The 19,429-nt window shown below is 45.8% G+C and carries 16 protein-coding genes; 11 read left to right on the top strand and 5 right to left on the bottom strand.

What is annotated here, in order from left to right; translation table 11 throughout:
* Positions 1-299: 299 nt before the first annotated feature.
* The 3 genes from AB4114_RS25835 (at position 300) to AB4114_RS25845 (ending at position 4,424) form a co-directional block, all read left to right on the top strand.
* Positions 300-1,013, top strand: a complete 714-nt coding sequence (locus tag AB4114_RS25835; RefSeq protein ID WP_057308850.1) for an ABC transporter ATP-binding protein — start codon at positions 300-302, stop codon at positions 1,011-1,013.
* A gap of 17 nt (positions 1,014-1,030) precedes the next feature.
* A complete protein-coding gene (locus AB4114_RS25840) occupies positions 1,031-2,251 on the top strand; it encodes an ABC transporter permease (protein WP_441991035.1) in 1,221 nt (406 codons plus the stop codon).
* 139 nt (positions 2,252-2,390) lie between these two features.
* Positions 2,391-4,424: a Na+/H+ antiporter gene (locus tag AB4114_RS25845; protein ID WP_441991036.1), complete on the top strand. Its 2,034-nt coding sequence runs from the start codon at positions 2,391-2,393 to the stop codon at positions 4,422-4,424.
* Positions 4,425-4,487: 63 nt separating this feature from the next.
* Here the strand turns inward: AB4114_RS25845 and AB4114_RS25850 are convergent, their stop codons facing one another.
* Together AB4114_RS25850 and AB4114_RS25855 are read right to left on the bottom strand one after the other, a co-directional pair.
* The gene (locus tag AB4114_RS25850; protein WP_441991037.1) at positions 4,488-5,123 is read right to left on the bottom strand and encodes a DUF2306 domain-containing protein; all 636 of its coding nucleotides are present in this window, start codon (positions 5,121-5,123) and stop codon (positions 4,488-4,490) included.
* A gap of 105 nt (positions 5,124-5,228) precedes the next feature.
* The gene (locus AB4114_RS25855) at positions 5,229-5,414 is read right to left on the bottom strand and encodes a stalk domain-containing protein (protein WP_441991038.1); all 186 of its coding nucleotides are present in this window, start codon (positions 5,412-5,414) and stop codon (positions 5,229-5,231) included.
* Between the two features lie 20 nt (positions 5,415-5,434).
* Here AB4114_RS25855 and AB4114_RS25860 point away from each other — a divergent pair, with 20 nt between their 5' ends.
* The 6 genes from AB4114_RS25860 (at position 5,435) to AB4114_RS25885 (ending at position 11,256) form a co-directional block, all read left to right on the top strand.
* On the top strand, positions 5,435-5,704 hold the full coding sequence (locus AB4114_RS25860; protein WP_441991039.1) for an anti-sigma factor: 270 nt from the start codon (positions 5,435-5,437) through the stop codon (positions 5,702-5,704).
* A 480-nt stretch (positions 5,705-6,184) separates the two neighbouring features.
* A complete protein-coding gene (locus AB4114_RS25865; protein ID WP_441991040.1) occupies positions 6,185-6,880 on the top strand; it encodes a hypothetical protein in 696 nt (231 codons plus the stop codon).
* 124 nt (positions 6,881-7,004) lie between these two features.
* Positions 7,005-8,291 (top strand): hypothetical protein, encoded by a 1,287-nt coding sequence (locus AB4114_RS25870; RefSeq protein WP_441991041.1) that lies wholly within the window; start codon positions 7,005-7,007, stop codon positions 8,289-8,291.
* Between the two features lie 5 nt (positions 8,292-8,296).
* Complete coding sequence (locus AB4114_RS25875; RefSeq protein WP_441991042.1) at positions 8,297-9,163, top strand: sugar phosphate isomerase/epimerase family protein; 867 nt, start codon at positions 8,297-8,299, stop codon at positions 9,161-9,163.
* A gap of 17 nt (positions 9,164-9,180) precedes the next feature.
* Positions 9,181-9,660, top strand: coding sequence for a DinB family protein (locus AB4114_RS25880; RefSeq protein WP_441991043.1), 480 nt, complete (start codon positions 9,181-9,183; stop codon positions 9,658-9,660).
* A gap of 108 nt (positions 9,661-9,768) precedes the next feature.
* On the top strand, positions 9,769-11,256 hold the full coding sequence (locus AB4114_RS25885; RefSeq protein ID WP_441991044.1) for a protein adenylyltransferase SelO: 1,488 nt from the start codon (positions 9,769-9,771) through the stop codon (positions 11,254-11,256).
* 550 nt (positions 11,257-11,806) lie between these two features.
* Here AB4114_RS25885 and AB4114_RS25890 read toward each other — a convergent pair.
* The 3 genes from AB4114_RS25890 to AB4114_RS25900 all read right to left on the bottom strand — a co-directional run bounded on the left by AB4114_RS25890 (position 11,807) and on the right by AB4114_RS25900 (position 16,931).
* Positions 11,807-13,285: an oligosaccharide flippase family protein gene (locus tag AB4114_RS25890; protein ID WP_441991045.1), complete on the bottom strand. Its 1,479-nt coding sequence runs from the start codon at positions 13,283-13,285 to the stop codon at positions 11,807-11,809.
* A gap of 222 nt (positions 13,286-13,507) precedes the next feature.
* Positions 13,508-15,124, bottom strand: a complete 1,617-nt coding sequence (locus AB4114_RS25895) for a response regulator (protein WP_441991046.1) — start codon at positions 15,122-15,124, stop codon at positions 13,508-13,510.
* On the bottom strand, positions 15,117-16,931 hold the full coding sequence (locus AB4114_RS25900) for a sensor histidine kinase (RefSeq protein WP_441991047.1): 1,815 nt from the start codon (positions 16,929-16,931) through the stop codon (positions 15,117-15,119). Before AB4114_RS25900 ends, AB4114_RS25895 begins: the two co-directional genes overlap by 8 nt.
* Positions 16,932-17,114: 183 nt before the next feature.
* Between AB4114_RS25900 and AB4114_RS25905 the strand changes: the two genes are divergently transcribed.
* Positions 17,115-18,458 carry an ABC transporter substrate-binding protein gene (locus AB4114_RS25905; RefSeq protein ID WP_441991048.1) on the top strand — a complete coding sequence of 448 codons (1,344 nt, stop codon included), beginning with the start codon at positions 17,115-17,117 and terminating at the stop codon, positions 18,456-18,458.
* An 89-nt stretch (positions 18,459-18,547) separates the two neighbouring features.
* A complete protein-coding gene (locus tag AB4114_RS25910) occupies positions 18,548-19,429 on the top strand; it encodes a carbohydrate ABC transporter permease (protein WP_441991049.1) in 882 nt (293 codons plus the stop codon).

Here is a 19,429-nt window from a genome sequence, read left to right on the forward strand (position 1 = left end):
GGCTAAATTAGCTGTACATTTTACATTTAATTACTTATTTATACTGAATTACCAAAAAATAAATGTAGTTTATACAGTTAGTGATCGGCGAGAGGGGTACAAGTGGTTAAGTGAGGGAACATTGTGTAAGCTCCATTTGTTATAAACTTTTAACGCGGTCGCTCGTCTAAGGGTGACCGCGCTTAAAGGTTTTTTCTTGTTTTTATCTAAATTTCATACTTTGGGCAAACTTTCATGATACGATGATGGCAAAGCAATGTGAATAGGTTACATGATGAGGATGGAAGGGAAGTCGCGGAATGTCAGATGAACAATTAGCGGTATTAGATGTATACATTGAACAGGCCGGCTACGATGAGGTGCCGGATATTATTAAGGGGATTCATTTTACAGTGAGGCAAGGGGAGCTCGTGGGATTGTTAGGTCCGAACGGTGCCGGCAAAAGCACGACAATCAAGAGCCTACTCGGGTTGTTGAAGGATTTTAAGGGAAAAATCTCCTTCATGGGTGAAAACAAAAGCTACGCCTATATTCCCGAGCATCCTATTCTGTATGATGAGTTGACGTTGTGGGAGCATATGGAGTTCGCGGCATCGGTATATGAGTTGGACCGCACCGTGTTCTTAGAGCGTGCTGACGATCTCTTGCATCGGTTCCGCCTATTAGATGAGAAGCATCAATTGCCTGGGAAATTTTCCAAAGGGATGCAGCAGAAGATCATGCTCATTCTTGGGTTTTTGAATAAACCCGATGTGTATATCGTGGACGAGCCCTTCATTGGACTAGATCCGAAGGCGATCAAGGATTTCTTGGGGATGCTAGAAGAGGAACGGCAGCGTGGGGCAGGCATTCTGATGAGTACCCATGTACTAGATACAGCGGAGCGGATTTGCAGTTCATTTGTACTGCTTTCGGGTGGCAGATTGGTAGCGAACGGAACCCTGCAAGACATTCAAAAACAATGCGACATGCCGGATGCTACGTTATTCGACTGCTTCCATTCCTTACTATGAGAGGGGGCGAGAGCGGTTTGAACAGCAGTTTTCAGGTATTTACACGCAGAGTACGTTCGGATTTGAAATTCCAGTATCGAGCTTTACGCATGGCTGTGGATTGGGTCATCGCCATTTATTTCGTCATTCCTCTGCTGATCGTGGCGGGCTATCACTATTATGCGTGGTACATGACGCCTCCTGCATGGTTAAGCGGGATATCCATACATACCGTGGCTACCCTTTTTTACATGTTCACATGGCTGGGCACGTTGCGTTACTTTGTTGAAGAAGGAGATCAGTTGTTTCTCCGGCAAAATGAAGGCTGGTTTCGACATCTCATGCATCTTGGCTATCGGTATTCGGTGGTGCTGCAAGGGGTTACGTCGTTGCTTGCTACGCTTCTTTTCCTACCACTATTAGTGCCTGTTTACGCGTTTAGCATCGCGCAGGTCGTGTGTTTTTGGCTGTTGACCTATGTAGTGAAGCTAAACATCGGCCTCATTCGACAATTGCTAGCGCTTCGCTTCCAACGATTCCTACTATGGTTGCTGCGTATTGTGATTTTTGCAGTCGGTGTATTCGTCTTCCAATGGTTAGTCGTGGAGATCAGGGATCAACTTCTGTACAGTTGGCTTGTCATCTTGGTGCTGATCGGAACATTCTATCTTCTAACTCGGACGCGGCTGCGTGAAAAAGGGACCTTCTTCGCGGATGTCGCGAGAGAACGCGATGCGCGGATGCGAATCGTTTCTCTCATGCTCATCCGTGTGATGGAGCGCAAAAGAAAGCCAACCCGCCGCTACCCGCTTCTGTTCAGCAGGTCGCAGCGGTTGCTCAAAGGGAAGGGAGCTGGCACAGGCATTGCGGAGCTGCTAGTGAAATCGTATTTCCGAAATGGTCTGCAATGGCGGCAATCCATTCAGTTTGTTGTCGTTATCAGCGGAGCTTTGTTTATTTTGCCAGGTGCAATTAAAATTCTCGTCTGGGTTCTTGCGGCGGTCATGCTGGTCTTCTGGCGCAAATCGTTCTGCAAGGATGAACTGACGACACCCTTCCTATCTTTATTCCCGATTAAAGATCCGATGAAACACCAAGCGATTCAGACAGCCATTCCGATCCTAGTGCTGCCGGCGATGATGGTTATTAGCCTAGTAGCGGGCATCTCGATGTTCACTTGGTGGGGACCGATCGTGATGATGGGAGCAGCGGTGCCGCTAGCTTATGGAACTTCTTCTGTGTTTACAAGTTGGTATTGAGTGGTTTTCTATGCAAGGAAAATTAAGGGGGAGTCAGGATGTTCTGACTGCTCCTTTTCTATTAGAATAGAACAAGGGATTATAGAGGATGCTACCCAATAATTCCCTCTACAAGGAAATGAAAGAGAGGCATGTTTTGATGGAACTTTTGTTGCCTTTATTCATTGTGGCAGCAGTAATCGTAACAGCTACACTGCTCAATAAGCGCTTTCCCGGAATCCCGTTGCCCTTTTACTTAATTGGTTTAGGCGCTTTAGTGTCATGGCTGCCATTCGTTCCTACGGATTTCGATTTCGAACCAGAAGCCTTTATGGTCTGTCTCATTGCGCCCATTTTATTTGGAGATGGTCGTGTCATCTCACGCAAAGAATTGCTGGAGTACCGCAAACCCATTTTGCTTATGGCGTTATGGCTTGTCGTCTTTACCGTCATAGGTATTGGATATTTTATTCATTATCTGATACCCGCGATGCCGCTACCCGTCGCATTCGCTCTAGCAGCCGTCATGTCTCCAACAGATGCCGTTGCTGTGAAGTCGATGACGAGGGGAAGGACGTTCCCAAAAGGTTTAATGCCGATCCTAGAGGGGGAGTCGTTGCTTAACGATGCGGCAGGTCTTGTTTCCTTCAAAGTAGCTCTGGGCGTTGTGATGACAGGTGTCTTCTCGGTTAGATCAGCAGCTTGGGAGTTTCTGCTTGTCGCCATAGGCGGCATTATCGTTGGACTCGTACTAGGGGCAGTTTTGGTGAATTTCAGACTCTTTTTGCGAAAAAAAGGGCTGGAAGAAGTCAACTCGCTCGTCACCATTCAGTTGCTGACACCGTTCGTGATTTTTATGGTTGCTGAGGAAATCCATGTTTCAGGCATCTTAGCCGTCGTTGTTGCGGGGATTGTGCACGGGTTAGAACGTGATCGGTTACAGCAAACAACGACCAAACTGCACATCATCTCGACCAATACATGGTCAGTGTTAAGCTTCATTTTAAATGGACTTGTATTTGCCTTGCTTGGCTTATTGCTGCCAGAGGTTATAACAGGTTTAGTGCATAGTGGCGAGGCTTCTATCTTGAAAGAGCTTGGATTAGCCGTTGCGATCTTCGCGGCGCTATTTGCGGCTAGGTACATCTGGGTCTACCTTTTCCACGATGAGTTCGTTCCTTCAAATCAAAGTACGACAGAGCCGAATACCTATACGAGCAGGAGGAGCTTTGCTCTTGCGGCTAGTTTCTGCGGCGTCCACGGTACGATCACGTTAGCGACAGCTTTATCGATTCCTTTTGAATTATCTGATGGGACGCCATTTCCGCTGCGCCATACCATTTTGTTTATTTCGGCTAGTGTGATCTTGATCAGTATGTTAGCTGCTACCTTCGCAATGCCGTTTATCGGAAAGTCAGTAACCGCGGCAACCCCCGACCATGAAGCGTTGTCATTGAAAGAAGCAAGTATTCAGCTGGCTAAGAAAACGATTCAAGCGCTCAAATCGGAGAAGAATGAGGAGAATATGGAAGCGACTCTCGCGGTTGTTCAACAGCTGGAAGAGCAAATTCGGATGGACTGTTATGGGACGGTCAAAGTATCGGGGTCTTACATTCGTGAACTTCAACAAATTGGACGAACAGCCGAAGCCGCAAGGCTTGCTGAGTTGATTGCGCAAGGTGTAATTTCACCGCAATTGCAGTCCGTATTTACGTTATTGCATCAGCCGCAGTCGGAATCGTTCTTTCTTGCAAGGCTGCAGTATCTCTGGGTTAGATTAAAGCTGAGCCTGATGAACCGCAAGATTCAACAGCACCGAAGAGAAGGGCTTCCAGAGAAATTTAGATCCGTCACCGAGATGTTTGAAGAGCTGCAATCGATTGAGAAGCAGCTGCAAGAGGCAGCGGTTACGGCCATTCGCAACGTGAAGTCGTCGAAGCATCAGTTAGAGACGCTGCTCGTTATCCAACATTATGCTCGCATGCAGAAGYGCGAAGGCAAGCGGTTCAGCGAGCACTCGGAAGTCGAATTCCTACATCAACTGAAACTTGTTCAATTGCGAAGCGTACAGATTAGGCGGGATGGGATTCAAGAGTTGGAAGAAGCCGATCAACTCTCAAGCGGCACTGTTCTTGGATTATTGCAGGCGATCAATTATGAGGAAATGCTTATTTTGGACAATGCTGAGGAGTAGGATATACGTCTCATAGGAAAGGGCTTTCCACTAGTTACAAGACTAGGTGGAAAGCCCTCTTTTTCATTTCATCCGCCGCCGCAGTAAATACCATTCCACAACAACAAGATTAAGGATCAAACCGAACCACACGTTGATGTTGAGAATCTCTGCAACCATCTGCTCTCGACCACCTTCAGGAAGATGGAACCCGTGCATGGCCAGATAGAGGAGAATGCAGATCGGCACGATAACTCTGGCAGCTTCGGCAACGAGTGTGACAGCATAGCTTCGCATCATCCAGATCCGATGCTGGGCGAGCTGCCCTTTGATCGCAAAGCGGAAACCGTTCCACGTGGTGAGCAGCCAAAGCACACTTAAGACCAGGAACGCCATGGCTTTCGTGAAGTTTTCTGCGTAGAAGCTTAAGACAAGACCTAGACATCCGCTAAGCATAACGCTAAAGACATAGATCCGTCCGAGCGCTTGGTGCCAGGCAGGATAGTTGGTGCGAAAGCGTGCATGAAATTGAAACAAGCCGCTGATCAGAGCAACCAAAGCAAGTGCGATATGACTCGTCAGCACGATGTAGTGCAACGGGAAATTCGCATGGAGCGTAACGCGACTATTCGCTGGATTTAGGGTGATATAAGGGAATATCGCCACGATCGCAACCGCCATAATGATGATAATCGAGATTATTCCTAGCTTTTTACTCATATATGGCTATAGCCCCCGTTCATTGACTCACTCCTCTCTTATTGTAAATTGGAGATCTAAACAGGTGCTTATTTATTTCTTAAAAGAATCTAAAGTATGGGCGTGCTAATGAGAATGTCCCATCTCCACCATAGTAGTCATTAGTTTCGTTAACGTGATGGACCAATCGGATTCATACCATTTGACATCCCAACCGAGAAGCTCAGTTATAAAACGTAGAGGAACTTGCGTACGTCCACCTTGCAGGAAGATCGGCGTACCGATTTCTTTACGCTGTCCATTCAATTCCATGTAAGGCTTGCCGATCCAGAATGTGGCAGTATAAGAGTGGCACTCATCTTGTTGTTCAAGCAGAGAATCTGCCAGAACTAAAAGGCACGGAAGCTTATCAAGTTTGGCTGATCAAAGGTGAGAATACGTATAATGCCGGTACCTTCTTATCTCAGGATGGAAACGGGGCGTTATATTATTCGTTTAATCCACAGAATTTCGATGCGGTGGCGATTACACTTGAACCAGATGCTGTAGGAGATAATCCAAGAGGGAAAATCGTGCTTGCAGCACCGATTAAAAGAGGCTAAATAAAAGGACGATACCCGTAAAGTCATTTGACGAAGCGGACTATCGTCCTTTTTCTCATGCGCAGGCATTACTCCTCGTGCTGGTGCAAGCAGAAGCATATGTTCATGTATAACTACAAGCATCGGCGCTAACAACCGGGCATCCTGGTGGCCAAGCGAATAACTGGATTTTCTGTAGCTAATTTAAGCGAAAAGGCGGCATTTCGCAAACTAACTGGATTTCCTCCCGTTATTTCAGGCCGATTTGGTCAAATGGGACATTTTGAGCAAAATTAGATGTAGGAAATCCAGTTAAACTCCCCAAAGGCTGGTTTTACCCGGAAATAGATGTAGGAAATCCAGTTAATTCTGGCAATTGGAATTTGCCATGGCAATCTGAGGATCATTTGGGAAACGAGGAATCGTTCATACGCTGATCCAACCATATTGTGGTAGTATTATGAAATATAAGTATTTATAACTTCATGGAGGTGCATAGGAATGAGTACAAATAAAATCCCGCAACTACTTTCAATTATCATAGTGGCAGGTCTGATGACTTGGGCCGTTGTGAATGACGTCTCAAGCCGCAAAGTTATGAGTGCTCTTGAGTTTCAGGTGGATGATAAAACAGACAGTTCGACGTGGTCAGCTTCTCCTGAACCGCTATTTGATCATAAAAATAACGAAAAGCTGAAGCCCTTTATGGGGCTGATGTCAGGTTCAATTGCGCTTCAATATCAGGGGCCGCAACAGAATCTTGCAGTCAGTTTCGACTATTGGAATGATGGTGTGAAGAAGAATACGTCAACGGGCATGAGTATGAGCATGATGGAGAATAACAAAGACGAGATGGGTAATTACCATTTTGAAGGTGATTTTGTTTATTCGTTTAAAGATCGCCAAGATCCTAACGGCGCTGTCTATAGCGAACTGGAATATGCAATTATCGAACGTAATGGTTACTATAGCTCGACAGTCAGAGTGGATAAACCAGCGGCAATAGGCATGACAGGTGAAATGAAATTACAACAAAGCGTCAGAGTGCCGCAAAATGAAAGTATTGTTGTATGGGGTTTGCAAGGAACTGATAAACAATCGATGTTATCGTATTCGACCATAGCTGAAACACTGAAAATTGCCAAATGGGCAATGACAGTCCGACTAGGCTTTATCGGGCCAAATGACGAAATGTAAACTGCGATGTTATGTATTAAAGTGCAAATTTATAGGTGATTCAATGCATGTATTCTTATAGTAAGTACCACTATGATTAGTTCATGAGTTCATATTATAGTGCAAAGATACTGGAGGGGTACTTATGTTGCATCCATTCATGGGAATCAAGGATTGGGATCGTATCGGCATGTCCGTAGAGGAATCAGCCAAAACCTTACAACGGATTGCTTATGTCGATCGTCAACTTATGCGGATCGAGGCTGCGCATATGGCGGCTAGACCTGAATATGAAATAAAAGGAGCGCTTGCACGCTTAAGCTCGCAGGATGCGGAGCATCACGATCAATTCCGCAATCGAATTAAGCAGCTGCGCATGAGCACGGTAGCATTCGATAAATGTCCAGACGCATCGCTCTATGAACTTATGCAAACGGTGCTGAATTCAGCAACAACGTTGTGTTTGTTGACTGCACTCTTTGGCGTGGTGAAACCTGCCCAAATTGCGGCCATTCATGCCTATAAAAGCAAAGCACAGCCTCTCGTTGATGAACCTACGCTTCATATCTTGAAGCATCAGCTCATCGACCGCGAGGAGCAAATGGACTGGGGTCGCGAGGCGCTTCAATATCTACTGGAATCCGCATCGGAATCGGAGAAGGAACAAGCGCAGCATTGGAAAATGTATGTGGAACAATTGCTCGCAGCAGCGGGGAGTGTAACAGGATGGGAGGAACGAGTTCCCGTAGATCCATCTGCGCGAATCGTAACGGAGTCATTCGTCATGCCGCAAATCAGTTCACGGGACAGTCGTTTCATCCCACAGGTCGTGAAAATGCAGGGCATGAATCTCCCTGATAATACGGAAGGAAGATTTATGACGATGATGCTGTCGAGGTATTACGAGATGTCACCAGCGGAAGGCGTAGCTTATGTACATGTCACAACAGAGGGCAAACCATGGCATTTCTACCGTGATACCGCTAGGCATATGTGGGATGAGGTTCGTCACAGTTGGTTCGGCGAAGCTGCTCTTCGTGCAAAGGGGTACGATGTGTATCAATTCCCTAACTGGACGGGGTGGTATGATATGACAGCACAGCTTTTTGAAGGAACGGAGGCCTATTCGCATCTAACAATCGCTATTGAGAAGGCAGCAATGAAGTATCCGCCAGGCAAACGCGAAGAGTGGGAGTTCTGCCGCGATATCGCGAAGGATCCGCTTATGACGACGTTTCAAGATTTTGACTGGGCAGATGAGGTTGTGCATGCAGGCTTTGGACAGCGTTGGATGATTGAAGAAGTTCATGGCGGCGATGCGCGTGCGGCACAGGAAGAAGCTGAGCGAACGGTGAAGAAACGTGCCGTATACATGGAGGCGCATGGTGATCTGAATAAAAATAAACCGGCGGGTAGCCTAGGAGGCTATTAATACAAATGATGGGAAAATTCGATATAACCAGGATCAATGATGGCTCTAATCGCCCTCCACGGCTCGAAATTCATCAGTCCATGTGGGCGATGATGGAGTTAGAATCTGAGCTTTCGCTAGAGGCAAAGCTTGAGCGCATCGCAGGCGCAGGCTTTACTGGCATCTTGGCGAGAGTGCCGGAGATCGATGCTAGGGATGAGTGGAAAAGGCTGCTGAATCAATACAGTCTGAGCTTTGGCTCACATTGTTTCCCATTCAGCCCAACCGACTTATCAGCACATATTCAGCATGCCGCTGATATGGATATGTTGTATGTGAATGGGCAGGTGGCGGATGCTTTTGTGATAGACGAAGCAGCGATTGATCTGCTAGGTGGGCTCACCGCTGTGTCGGCTGCGAATAGCCTGCCATTTTATGTTGAGACGCATCGTGGCAAAATTACACAAGACTTGATTCGCACTGTGCAATACGCGCAAGCGCTGCCGAATCTGCGGTTTACGCTGGATATCTCCCACTATGTGCTGGCAGGGGAAATGACGGAGAAGCAAGAAAAGGCGGAGCCTCTTCTTGATGTGGTACTGCAACGAACGTCAGCAATTCATAGCCGTATATCGTCTGGTGAGCAAATTCAAGTCGTTGTGGGCTATTCGGATGCGATATTAGCGCGTTATGAGCAATGGTGGACCCAAGCGATGCGTTATTGGCTGGAGGGTGCTAAGCCCGGCGATGTGCTTCCTTTCGTGTGCGAGCTGGGTCCTGCACCTTATGCGATCAAGGGGCAAGATGGTCGGGAGCTCTCTAGTCGGTGGGAGCAAGCTTTGATTTTGAAAAATGTAGCGCAAGCTTGCTGGAAACGTGCTACAGTAGAGTAAAAAAGCGAGGATAACTTATGGAATCAATCACTCTCAAGCAACTGGATTTTATTCGTCAATCAACCATCAAAGCAGTTGCAGGACTATCGGAAAGCACAATAGACCACATACCCGAAGGATTTAATAACAACATCCGCTGGAATTTGGGACATATTTACACGGTTCAAGAGAAGTTTGCTTTTCATTTTGCCGGAGAGCCGCTGCAATTGCCAGAGAACTTTGATCGGTTATTTGCAAAAGGTACCAAACCAGCAGATTGGCATGAGAAACTCCCTTCGCTTGAGGAATTACTTGTGTTGCTTGCTGAGCAACCCAAACGGATTCAGGAGGTACTGCAAGATCGCTTAGATGAACGCGTGGCTAAGCCATTTACGACAGGCAGCGGTCTACTCCTCAATACAATTGGAGAATTCCTAAACTTCACCTTATATCACGAGGGCATGCATTTTAATACGATAACCATATTAAAACGATTTGCAACGCAGCATCAGAAATAGAAACTAACGATAAGAAAAACCTCTTCGACTATGCTTATGAAGAGGTTTTTTTGTCGACTATGATATAATTGGGAAAGTAACATGTTGGAGCAAGAAAGAGGAGATACAATGACAGAACACATTGCCAAACAAGATACAGGCTGGAACTTTGATAACAGTTATGCACGTCTGCCGCAAACGTTCTTTACGAAGGTTGACCCCACACCTGGGCGCGCACCGAAGTTGATTGTTCTGAATGAGCCATTGGCAGAGGCGTTGGGATTAAATACTTCAGCATTGCGAAGCGATGAGGGTGTTGCTATGCTCACTGGCAACCATATACCAGAAGGTTCGATACCGCTTGCGCAAGCTTATGCAGCTCATCAATTCGGGCATTTCAACATGCTGGGAGACGGCCGTGCAATCCTGCTAGGCGAACAAATAACTCCGCAAGGTGAGCGGGTGGATGTTCAGCTGAAAGGTTCAGGTAGAACCCCCTACTCCCGTCGAGGCGATGGCCGCGCAGCCCTTGGACCGATGCTGCGCGAATATATCATCAGCGAAGCGATGGTCGGACTTGGCATTCCTACGACGCGCAGCTTAGCAGTTGTAACAACGGGTGATGTTATTTACCGTGAAACCGAGCTGCCTGGCGCAGTTCTGACACGCGTAGCGGCAAGCCATATCCGCGTTGGTACTTTCCAATATGCAGCACAATATGGGACGGTGGAGGATGTTCAGACTCTTGCGGACTACACCATACAGAGACATTATCCTGAAGTTGATGCGAGTGAGAACGAGAGCGAGCGACGCTACCTTCACTTCCTTCAGGAAGTGATCAAGCGTCAAGCCAAGCTCATTACGAAATGGCAGCTCGTTGGCTTTATTCACGGTGTGATGAACACCGACAATATGGCCATTAGCGGCGAAACGATTGATTACGGTCCTTGTGCCTTCATGGATGCCTATGACCCAGCGATCGTGTTCAGCTCCATCGACACGCATGGTCGTTACGCCTATGGCAATCAACCACCTATTGCGGTATGGAATCTCGCTAGATTTGCAGAAACCCTTTTGCCGCTGCTGCATGCTGACGAGGAGCAAGCTATTAAACTAGCCGAGGGTGCGCTGTCCGAATTTTCCAAGACATATCAACAAGCGTGGCTCACAGGAATGAGAGCGAAGCTAGGAATCTTTCATGAAGAGCAAGAAGATCTTGCCTTGATCGAAGGCTTGCTAAGCATGATGGAGAAGCATAGTGCGGATTATACGAATACGTTCTTAGCATTGACGTTTAATAAAATAGAGGAATCAGCCTTGTTCAGCGCGCCAGAATTTGCCCCTTGGCAGGAACAATGGCAGGCGAGACTAGGCAGACAACAGGAAGACCAAACGGCCTCACAGCAACTGATGCGCAGCAGCAATCCTGCAGTCATTCCGCGTAACCATCGAGTAGAAGAAGCGCTAGAGGCCGCGGTCGAACATGGTGACAATAGCGTGATGGAGCGACTGCTTGCTGTGCTAGCGAACCCCTTCGCACATGCACCTGAGCAGGCGGAGTATGCCGCGCTGCCGGAACCTTCGGCTTGTGCGTATCAAACGTTTTGTGGGACTTGAGTAAGAGGCGCTAGCCTTACATCTTTTCGAACCCGAAGTCAAGGTGCCAACTGCTGATTGTGGTGGTTGGCTTTTCCATGTTGGCTTTCCATTTCCGCTATGGGGCGTATCTAGGTTGGGTGCAGGTAGCTAGGGCTGACTGCTGGCGGCCTTCAGTGGGATGACTAACTGGATTTTCTCCATCTAATTGAGCCGTAATTCGTCTATTTATCAAACTAGCTGTATTTTCTACAGGTATTATTCCGCCTATAGCTCAAATTCTCATATATCGGTTAAAACAACTGGATATTTTCCATCTAATCACTGAAACACAAGGGATTTTCCATTTTTAACTGTAGTTTTTCCATCTAAACTTTAAGCAGGCCTCCCATTTCTTTAGAACAAGGCGTTTCGCCTTAAAGGTTACACAGGGTTCGTAAGACATATACGACAAAAATTTGAGATTACAACAAATAACAAATACGCGAATTCAATCTAGTATTTGCAAACAAAAAGCACTCCAAGGCGGTATGGCTGCCTTTGAAGTGCTTTTCTGCTTTCCACCCTATATTCAGCGGGCTGCTGTCGTATGTATGTCAGTCCCTGTATGGGGGCGTTTTTCAATCATGATTGTTAAAATGAGCAAACCTACGAGACCAGCGACGATGAAAATGGGGTACCAACCCTTCGCAAACGAACCGGCTTCCATGATGGCCATCATTCCGATCGTAGGCAGAAGAGGCTGTCCATAAGCTTTCCACCAGTCAAGCGGGAACTTTTCGTAGTAAAAGAAACCAATCATCGCGAGCGCGGAGACAGCCCATCCCCCTGTATACATACAAACAGCCAAGACGGGACTTTTAGCTGCAATGAATGGAACAATGGCAATAACGAAAATCCCAGCGACGATCATGACCCAGAAGTTAGCTTTGGTTTTGCCAATTCCCGCTAGAATACTTCCGCCAAGACGACCAACGGAGGAGAATAAGACGCCTAAAGCCATCAGTCGAATATAAGCAGCGGAATCTCCGGATGTGAAGCTCTCCCCGAATAGAAATCCGTTGATCTGATCGGGATATAAACAGATGAGCGCTGTCAGCGGATACAGAAAAATATTGTTATAACGGACACAGCTCGTCCCACGGTGCTTGCTTTCCTTCAAATCCTGCGCACTCTCAGCTACGAATGGGAAGGTGACGATCATGAACGCCCACGTAATGATACCGATGAAGCCTGTTATCCGGAAGCCATTGGATAAATAGCCGACAGCGATAACCGAACTGGAACCAACCATCATGACTAGGAAAGGTTGTTGAAACGCTTTCGCAATGTTCCCAGCCCAGGAAGGGAGACCATACGCCATCATGGTCTTCACCTCTTGCATAGGGATGCCGCCGAACCATTTCGGATTATGCACACGTTCAACTTTCCAGCCAATAAAAAGAGCCGTCAGGATCGCCCCCACGCTCATCCAAAGCGAGATATTTTCGAGTAGGTTCAACGAGCCAATTGGCAATAATACGCCAACAACAGTACCCGAAGTGGCAAGTGTTGTGGTGATGACCATGAAGAAAGCCTGAACACCGAAATCGCGGTTTCCTGAGAAAGAAGCGACGCCAATATTGATGATGGAGTTGAAAACAAACATGATTGAGCTCAGGATCAGGGCTCCTTCTAGCTCAGGTAAATGATAATAATTCGCTAGGATTGGTGCGAGTAGCGCGAGTATGATCCCGAAGATAACCCCGAATAGTGAGCTCCCGAAAAAAGCAACGCGAAAATTGGTTTGTACCGCCTGGGCCGGTTTCCTAGAAAAAGTATAGATTAAGGAGGAGTTGAATCCGACATTGAGAAACAAGGAGGCCATGCCGAAAATTTGCAAAAGGAGATTCACTTGGCCGAATTTGGTTGGATCGTCTAAGACGCGAGCTAGAACGATGCTTCCCACGGTTTGGAGCATTTGGTTAATGAAGAGACCGAGTACAATAATAGACACATTTCGAAGCAAAAATCGCTGCGTATCCGTTAACATGACATTCCGATTCAGCATAGGGGTAGCCCCTTTTCCCGTTTATAGGTATTGTTATCCAAAGAGTAGCAGACCCCTACTAGGTTGACAACCGCAGGAATGGCAGGTAAACGGAGATAAATGGAGGTATTCAGAGATTATATGTTGCCTCGAATGGTTGAAAGAGTAATACGGGGATTGCAAATCCCCTCGTATGTTAAATCTAAAATATGCCGCCAGGAAGAGCTCCCCTGACGGCTTTTCTCATCCTTTTAACGCTGCAGCTTGCTTTTCTTGATACTCTCCAGGAGGCATGTGGAAGTGCTGCTTGAATACATGGGAGAAATGCTTGACACTTACATATCCAACTTTGTCCGATACTTCTACAATCTTCTCAGCAGGTCTTGCTMTCAGAAGCTTGGCGGCTTGCTCCATGCGCACTCTAGTTAAAAATTTTATATAAGATTCATTCACGCTTTTATGAAAAACATTGCTCAAGTAGCTTGCTGAAACGCCTATTTTATCTGCAATAATGGCAAGAGATATGGGCTCCGAATAGTGCGAATAGATGTATTCTTTGGCCTTAGCTACAAGGTCGTGCTCGTTCTCGTTCGTGGGTCTAGGCATCGCATGCAGGTTGAAGGATTTGAGAATTTCATAAAAGATAAGCAGCACATCTTCCTTGGATGGTTCCTGTAGCGTGAAGCTTTCCAGTTTCCTAAGGATCGTTTGAGCCGTTTGTATCCCTTCATCTGTGAAGTTCGGATTCATGTCTGCCATGCATCTAATTAAGTGTACGCCATACCTGTAAACAACGGGAGGATGGTAATTGTCCATAAGCTCGGCATAATGGCGGACGGAAACCATGTAGTTCGTCTCACTACCATCAAGCAATCCAGATTGAATGGCCATCATGGTTTTATCCAGTTCTAGAATGGAAGGCATATCCCTACGCTCACCGCTGAAGGAGAAGCAGGAGTTACCGCCATATAACAGACGGCTCAGCAGCATCTTATGCGCTTTGCGGTAAGAGGAGCTCAAGTGAAGTACATCGTTGACACAAGTACCAATAGCACCAGTGATCGTAATACCCGTACTCCTATAGATCGCGTCAGCTACTTTCGCATGAATGACTCGGCATTGTTCAATCAGGTCATCTTGGTTCTCACCAGTTACAAGTATTATTGTATTTTCCTTTGAGTCGTAGAACACACGTCCTTCCTCCACAATCTCCGTTGCAATTTGTTGCAAAATATATTTAAATACAGGAATATCGGCATATGGAATAGATTTCCGAATGATCTTATCTTCATCCAAAGAGAGGATCATCAGATTACCTTCAGACTCGATTAAGCTCACCTTAAGTCGGAAGAGAAGCGGGTAGAGTACTTTGATCTCAGCATAACTGTCTTCAATGACTGCTTTGAGGAAATTTTTGACCACATGGTTTTTGGAGTCCTCTGAGAGAATATGCATCGAGTGCTGGGTAAGCAGCTGACTTTTTTCTCTATCTAAATCTTTCATAATACGTTCGAGGACGACGCGCAGCTCATCCTTAACAATKGGCTTCAGTAAATATTCATTTACACCATAAGTAATGGCTTCCTTAGCAAAGGAAAATTCATCATGGCCTGATAGGATGACTATTCTCGGACGAGGAGACTTTTGCGAGACGATTTTACATAAAGTGAGGCCGTCCATGACGGGCATTTTAATGTCGGTGAGGATTAAATCAACGGCATATTGATCGAGAAGCTCGAGCGCTTCCTTGCCATCCGAGGCGACATGTACAACCTCCCACCGGGCATTAATCTGCGGAATAGTTAGCTTCAGATAATCTCTAGTAAGCGACTCATCGTCGACCACGAGCATTTTATACATGCGGCTTCTCCCTTCTAACATCTAATTTGGGTAAAATGATCGTGACGCACGTACCTACTTCTGGCGTACTATCAATCGTAAGCCCGTACTCAGACCCATACTTCAGCTTGATCCGCTTATTCACATTGACAAGACCGACTCCCGTACTTGCCCGATTAGGTAGACTTTGGAGATCCTCGTTATAAACCAACGATTCCACACGTTGCCGTAGTTTTGCCAGCTTATCGGCATCTATGCCTTTCCCATTATCGCGAACATAGAAATAGAGATTAGTATCATCTTCCTCGCTATAAATGTGTATGATCGTCTTCTCTTTCTTCATCTCACACCCATGAATAACTGCATTCTCTACGGCAGGCTGCAGGAGGAGCGCAGGAATATAATAACTGCTCAGCGAATTAGCAATGGTAATAGTGTATTCCAGCCTTCCGTCGAATCTGCTGCTTTGAATACTGAGGTAAGCTTCAAGTAAGTTGATTTCTTGCCCAATCGTGATTTCTTTATCCCAGGTGGTCATACTCCTTAGGAGGGAACTAAGCTTGTTGATTTGGTCTACAGCTTGCTCCTCTTTGCCACTCTGCATAAGTAGGCTAATCATATTGAGTGTGTTGAAAATAAAATGAGGCCTAATCTGGTTAAATAAGGCTTTGATTTGCGCTTCCTTTTGTAGGAAATTAGCCTCATACACTTCGCTGACAAGCTTTGTATTCTCTTCAAGCATCACTTGAATGCGGTGAACCATCTCGTTAAACGAGGACCCCAGGTAGCCTATCTCATCATGCCTGTAGTTAGGAAAGGTGACGGATAAATTACCGCGGTCAATTTCTTTCATCAGCTTTACAATGGTGAGCAAAGGTGTCAGAAATCTTTTGATAAAGAAGAAATAGACAAGAATAGCGAGAAAGGAGCTAATAATCGCCATTAAAAAAGCGATGTTTCTTGTTGTGATGGCATTGTGATTGAGCTCGGCAACGGCGTTTACGGCAACAACGGTCCAGTTAGCTCGTGAAATGGGAGTGGCATTAAGCAGATAGTTCTCATTATCCAACCGGATCGTTGTCTTAGAATGGCTGGTTTTCAGCATAGTTTGATAGAGGTCCAGCTCATGACCGCCCTTGACATTGGAAAATATGAGGTTATTATCTGCATCCACAATGAAGAGTCCGCCCTTACTGCCCATGTTCACTTTATTGCCAATGGCTTCAATACCGCTGTAATTAGCATCCACCTTAATAATGCCGATAATTTTCTCCGTATCCTTGGTGCTGCGAAGCTGCCGTACAATTGAGAAGACCTTATTCTTCGGGTTCTTTATAATTTGCTGCATATGCGCGGGGACGAAGATCGATTCTTGAGTTGAAAGCGCTTCCTTATACCAGTTGAAGTTGTGGAAATCGACCTTTGAATCGATGTTGGTCTGCACTCTACCGCTAGAGTATGCCGTATCCGTTAATACAAAAACAGTCAGAATATCATTTCTTGGAATGATCATAATCTCATCCAGAAAATCTTCAATCGTACGAGTCTTCTTGAGTTGTTCGATCTCCGAATCGGGTTGAGTAGTTTCCAGTGCAGCCATAACAGCTGGATTTCGGTAGGGGGCGACCGATAAACGCGATAAATCATCCAGATAATTGTCGATGTTCAGAGAGGCTTGCTCGATAATCTGCTGAACCCTCTCGGTGGACTGATTCTCGAAGTCTTTGGTGTACTGATGATAAGAGACGAAGGAAACTAGGATCACGGAAAATAGAATAAATAGGCCAGTCATGATTAGCAGCTTGAACTTAATGCTCCATTTCTTCATTCCATTACCCCCCTCTATGCCCAATATATCACATCAGGTTCAGTCACATCAGCACTTCTAAAAAAATCGCACTCCAATCAAGAAAATTGAGGTCTTAACGAATGTTTGGATTGAAAGTAAGATGAAATAGAAAGAACTGTTTGCTAAGTTTTCTTATATATAAGCGAAAAGGGAGGAAACATCATGTTGAACAGAGCTCTATCCATGGTCATGTGTTTTTCAGTTATTTTGGGTATTGCCGCAGGATGCGGAACTAAGGAAGAGGTAAAGCCAACAACAGCTATTAGCACTGAATCGGCCAAAGCAACAGAAAAGCCAACAGAGAAACCAAAAGAAGTCGTCACGCTGAAGTTTTTGACAGGTAAAGTAGAAACGGTAGATTTGGTTAATCAAATGATCGCCAAGTTTCAAACCGAGAATCCAGGTATCAAAGTTGAGCAGGAATATCAGAAGGATGCCAGCAATGTGATCAAGATCAAGTTCGCATCCGGCGATGTACCTGATATCACTACGGTCGTTAGCCAAGATTACATTGATCAAGGAAAATACCTCGACTTATCGAACGCTGCCTTCTGGTCGAGAGTGCTGCCGGCTATCAAGGATTTGAATACGGATATTAAAACGGGCAAGCAGTTCTCGGCAGCAGCAACAGTTACAATGGGCGGTATATTTTACAACAAGCAAATTTTCTMTGAATTAGGCTTAAAGGAAGCACTCACATGGGCTGACTTCAAAACAAACTTGAAAACAATCAAAGACAAGAAAAAAGGCGTCGTACCGATGTTCTTACCGGGTAAAGAAGCATGGTCGATGGGGCATTTGATCGAATTTATGGCTCATGGCATCATCAAGCAGCAGTATGGTGTTTATGAATCACGCAAAGCGTTCATTAACAACGATGGGGCAAAACTTGCGTTTGATGCCCCTGGCGGCAGTATGGAGACTTTCGCTGCTCGAATCATGGAGCTTAAAAATGAAGGGTTGATCAATGCGGATGCTTTGACGGCTACCTATGATAATGAAAAAGAGGATTTTGTTGCCGGGAAAGCAGCTATGTTCAGCCAAGGCATGTGGGTGCTGGGTGATCTGCTCAAGATTAATCCGGATTTTGCCAAAAATATTGGCTTCAGCCCATTCCCAGCTTTACAAGATGGAGGTAAGCCAGTCGTATTATCCGCCGAGGATTCCAAATATGCGATCACTTCTGCATCCAAGCATCCGGAAGAGGCTAAGAAATTCCTTGATTTCCTCTTCAAAGCAGAAAATTTAAAGTTATACAGCGAAGCGATTAAATCACCTTCCGCCTTCACCGATGTGAAAGCGGATTGGGGCCCGCTGCAAGATCAAGCAACGCAAGCACTGAAAACCGGTGTAAACATTGCCTTCACAGATACACCTTCTGGCTTTTCAGGCGACGATGTAGGCCGCATGGTGCAAGAGTTGATTGCCGGCAAATATAAGACACCAGCTGAGTTCGCTAAGACGTACAAGGAGACGTGGGATAAAGGCTGGAAAGCTTCTAAGTAAAATAGAATGAACCTGCGAAAAGGGAAGGATCACCGATCTCTTCCCTTTCTCATAGCCGTTCATACATTCGGGTTTAGGAGAGGATTGCAATGTATCTCTTGCGCATCATTAATACCAATCTGCACAAATTTATGGCAGTACCTGCCATCCTATTATTCGCGATGTTCTTCATATACCCACTCACACAGGGGATAGGAATTAGCTTAACGAATTGGAACGGTGTGTCCCAAGCGAAATTTGTCGGGCTGCATAATTTCATCGATTTCTTCCATGATGACAGAGCTAAGCACGATCTGTACAATACGCTGTTTTTTGCGCTCGGAAGTGCGCCGCTGCTCAATATTTTCGGACTCGTGTACGCGCTTATTTTGGATCGCAATTTTAAGGGGAAGGGCGTAGTTAGAGCCATCGTATATTTGCCGGCAGTCATTAGTCCATTGATTATGGGGTACGTTTGGTATTTTATTTTACAGCCGAGAAGAGGCTTTCTCTATCATATTTTGGAGAATTTGAACCTAGGATTTATGAACACGAATTGGCTTGGCGATAGTTCATCTGCGTTGAAGGTACTCGTGTTGGTCAACGTCTGGCAGTTCGTAGGTATGACTATGATAATTTATCTGGCTGGGCTTCAATCCATACCGGCAGAGTTATATGAATCCAGTAAAATCGATGGAGCTGGCTACTTTGCCACCTTACGCTCTATCACCATTCCATTGCTTTACCCGGCTATCCAAATCAATGTCGTGACGAATATCATAGGCTCCTTGAGCGTATTTGAAATTATTGTCGCCTTAACAGATGGGGGGCCCGGTTACAGCACAGAATCTTTAAGTATTTATATTTTGCGCATGCTGTATGGCAGTTTCACAGGGTATTCAACGGCAGTGGCGTTGATTTTATTTGTCATCATTGTGATTCCTGTCATCATCTTTATGCGCTTAACGAAATCCAGAGAGATTGAGATGTGA

Origin of the sequence: Paenibacillus sp. 2RAB27 (assembly GCF_052115445.1) — a bacterium.
In the GTDB taxonomy this organism is placed as follows: Bacteria; Bacillota; Bacilli; order Paenibacillales; family NBRC-103111; genus Paenibacillus_E.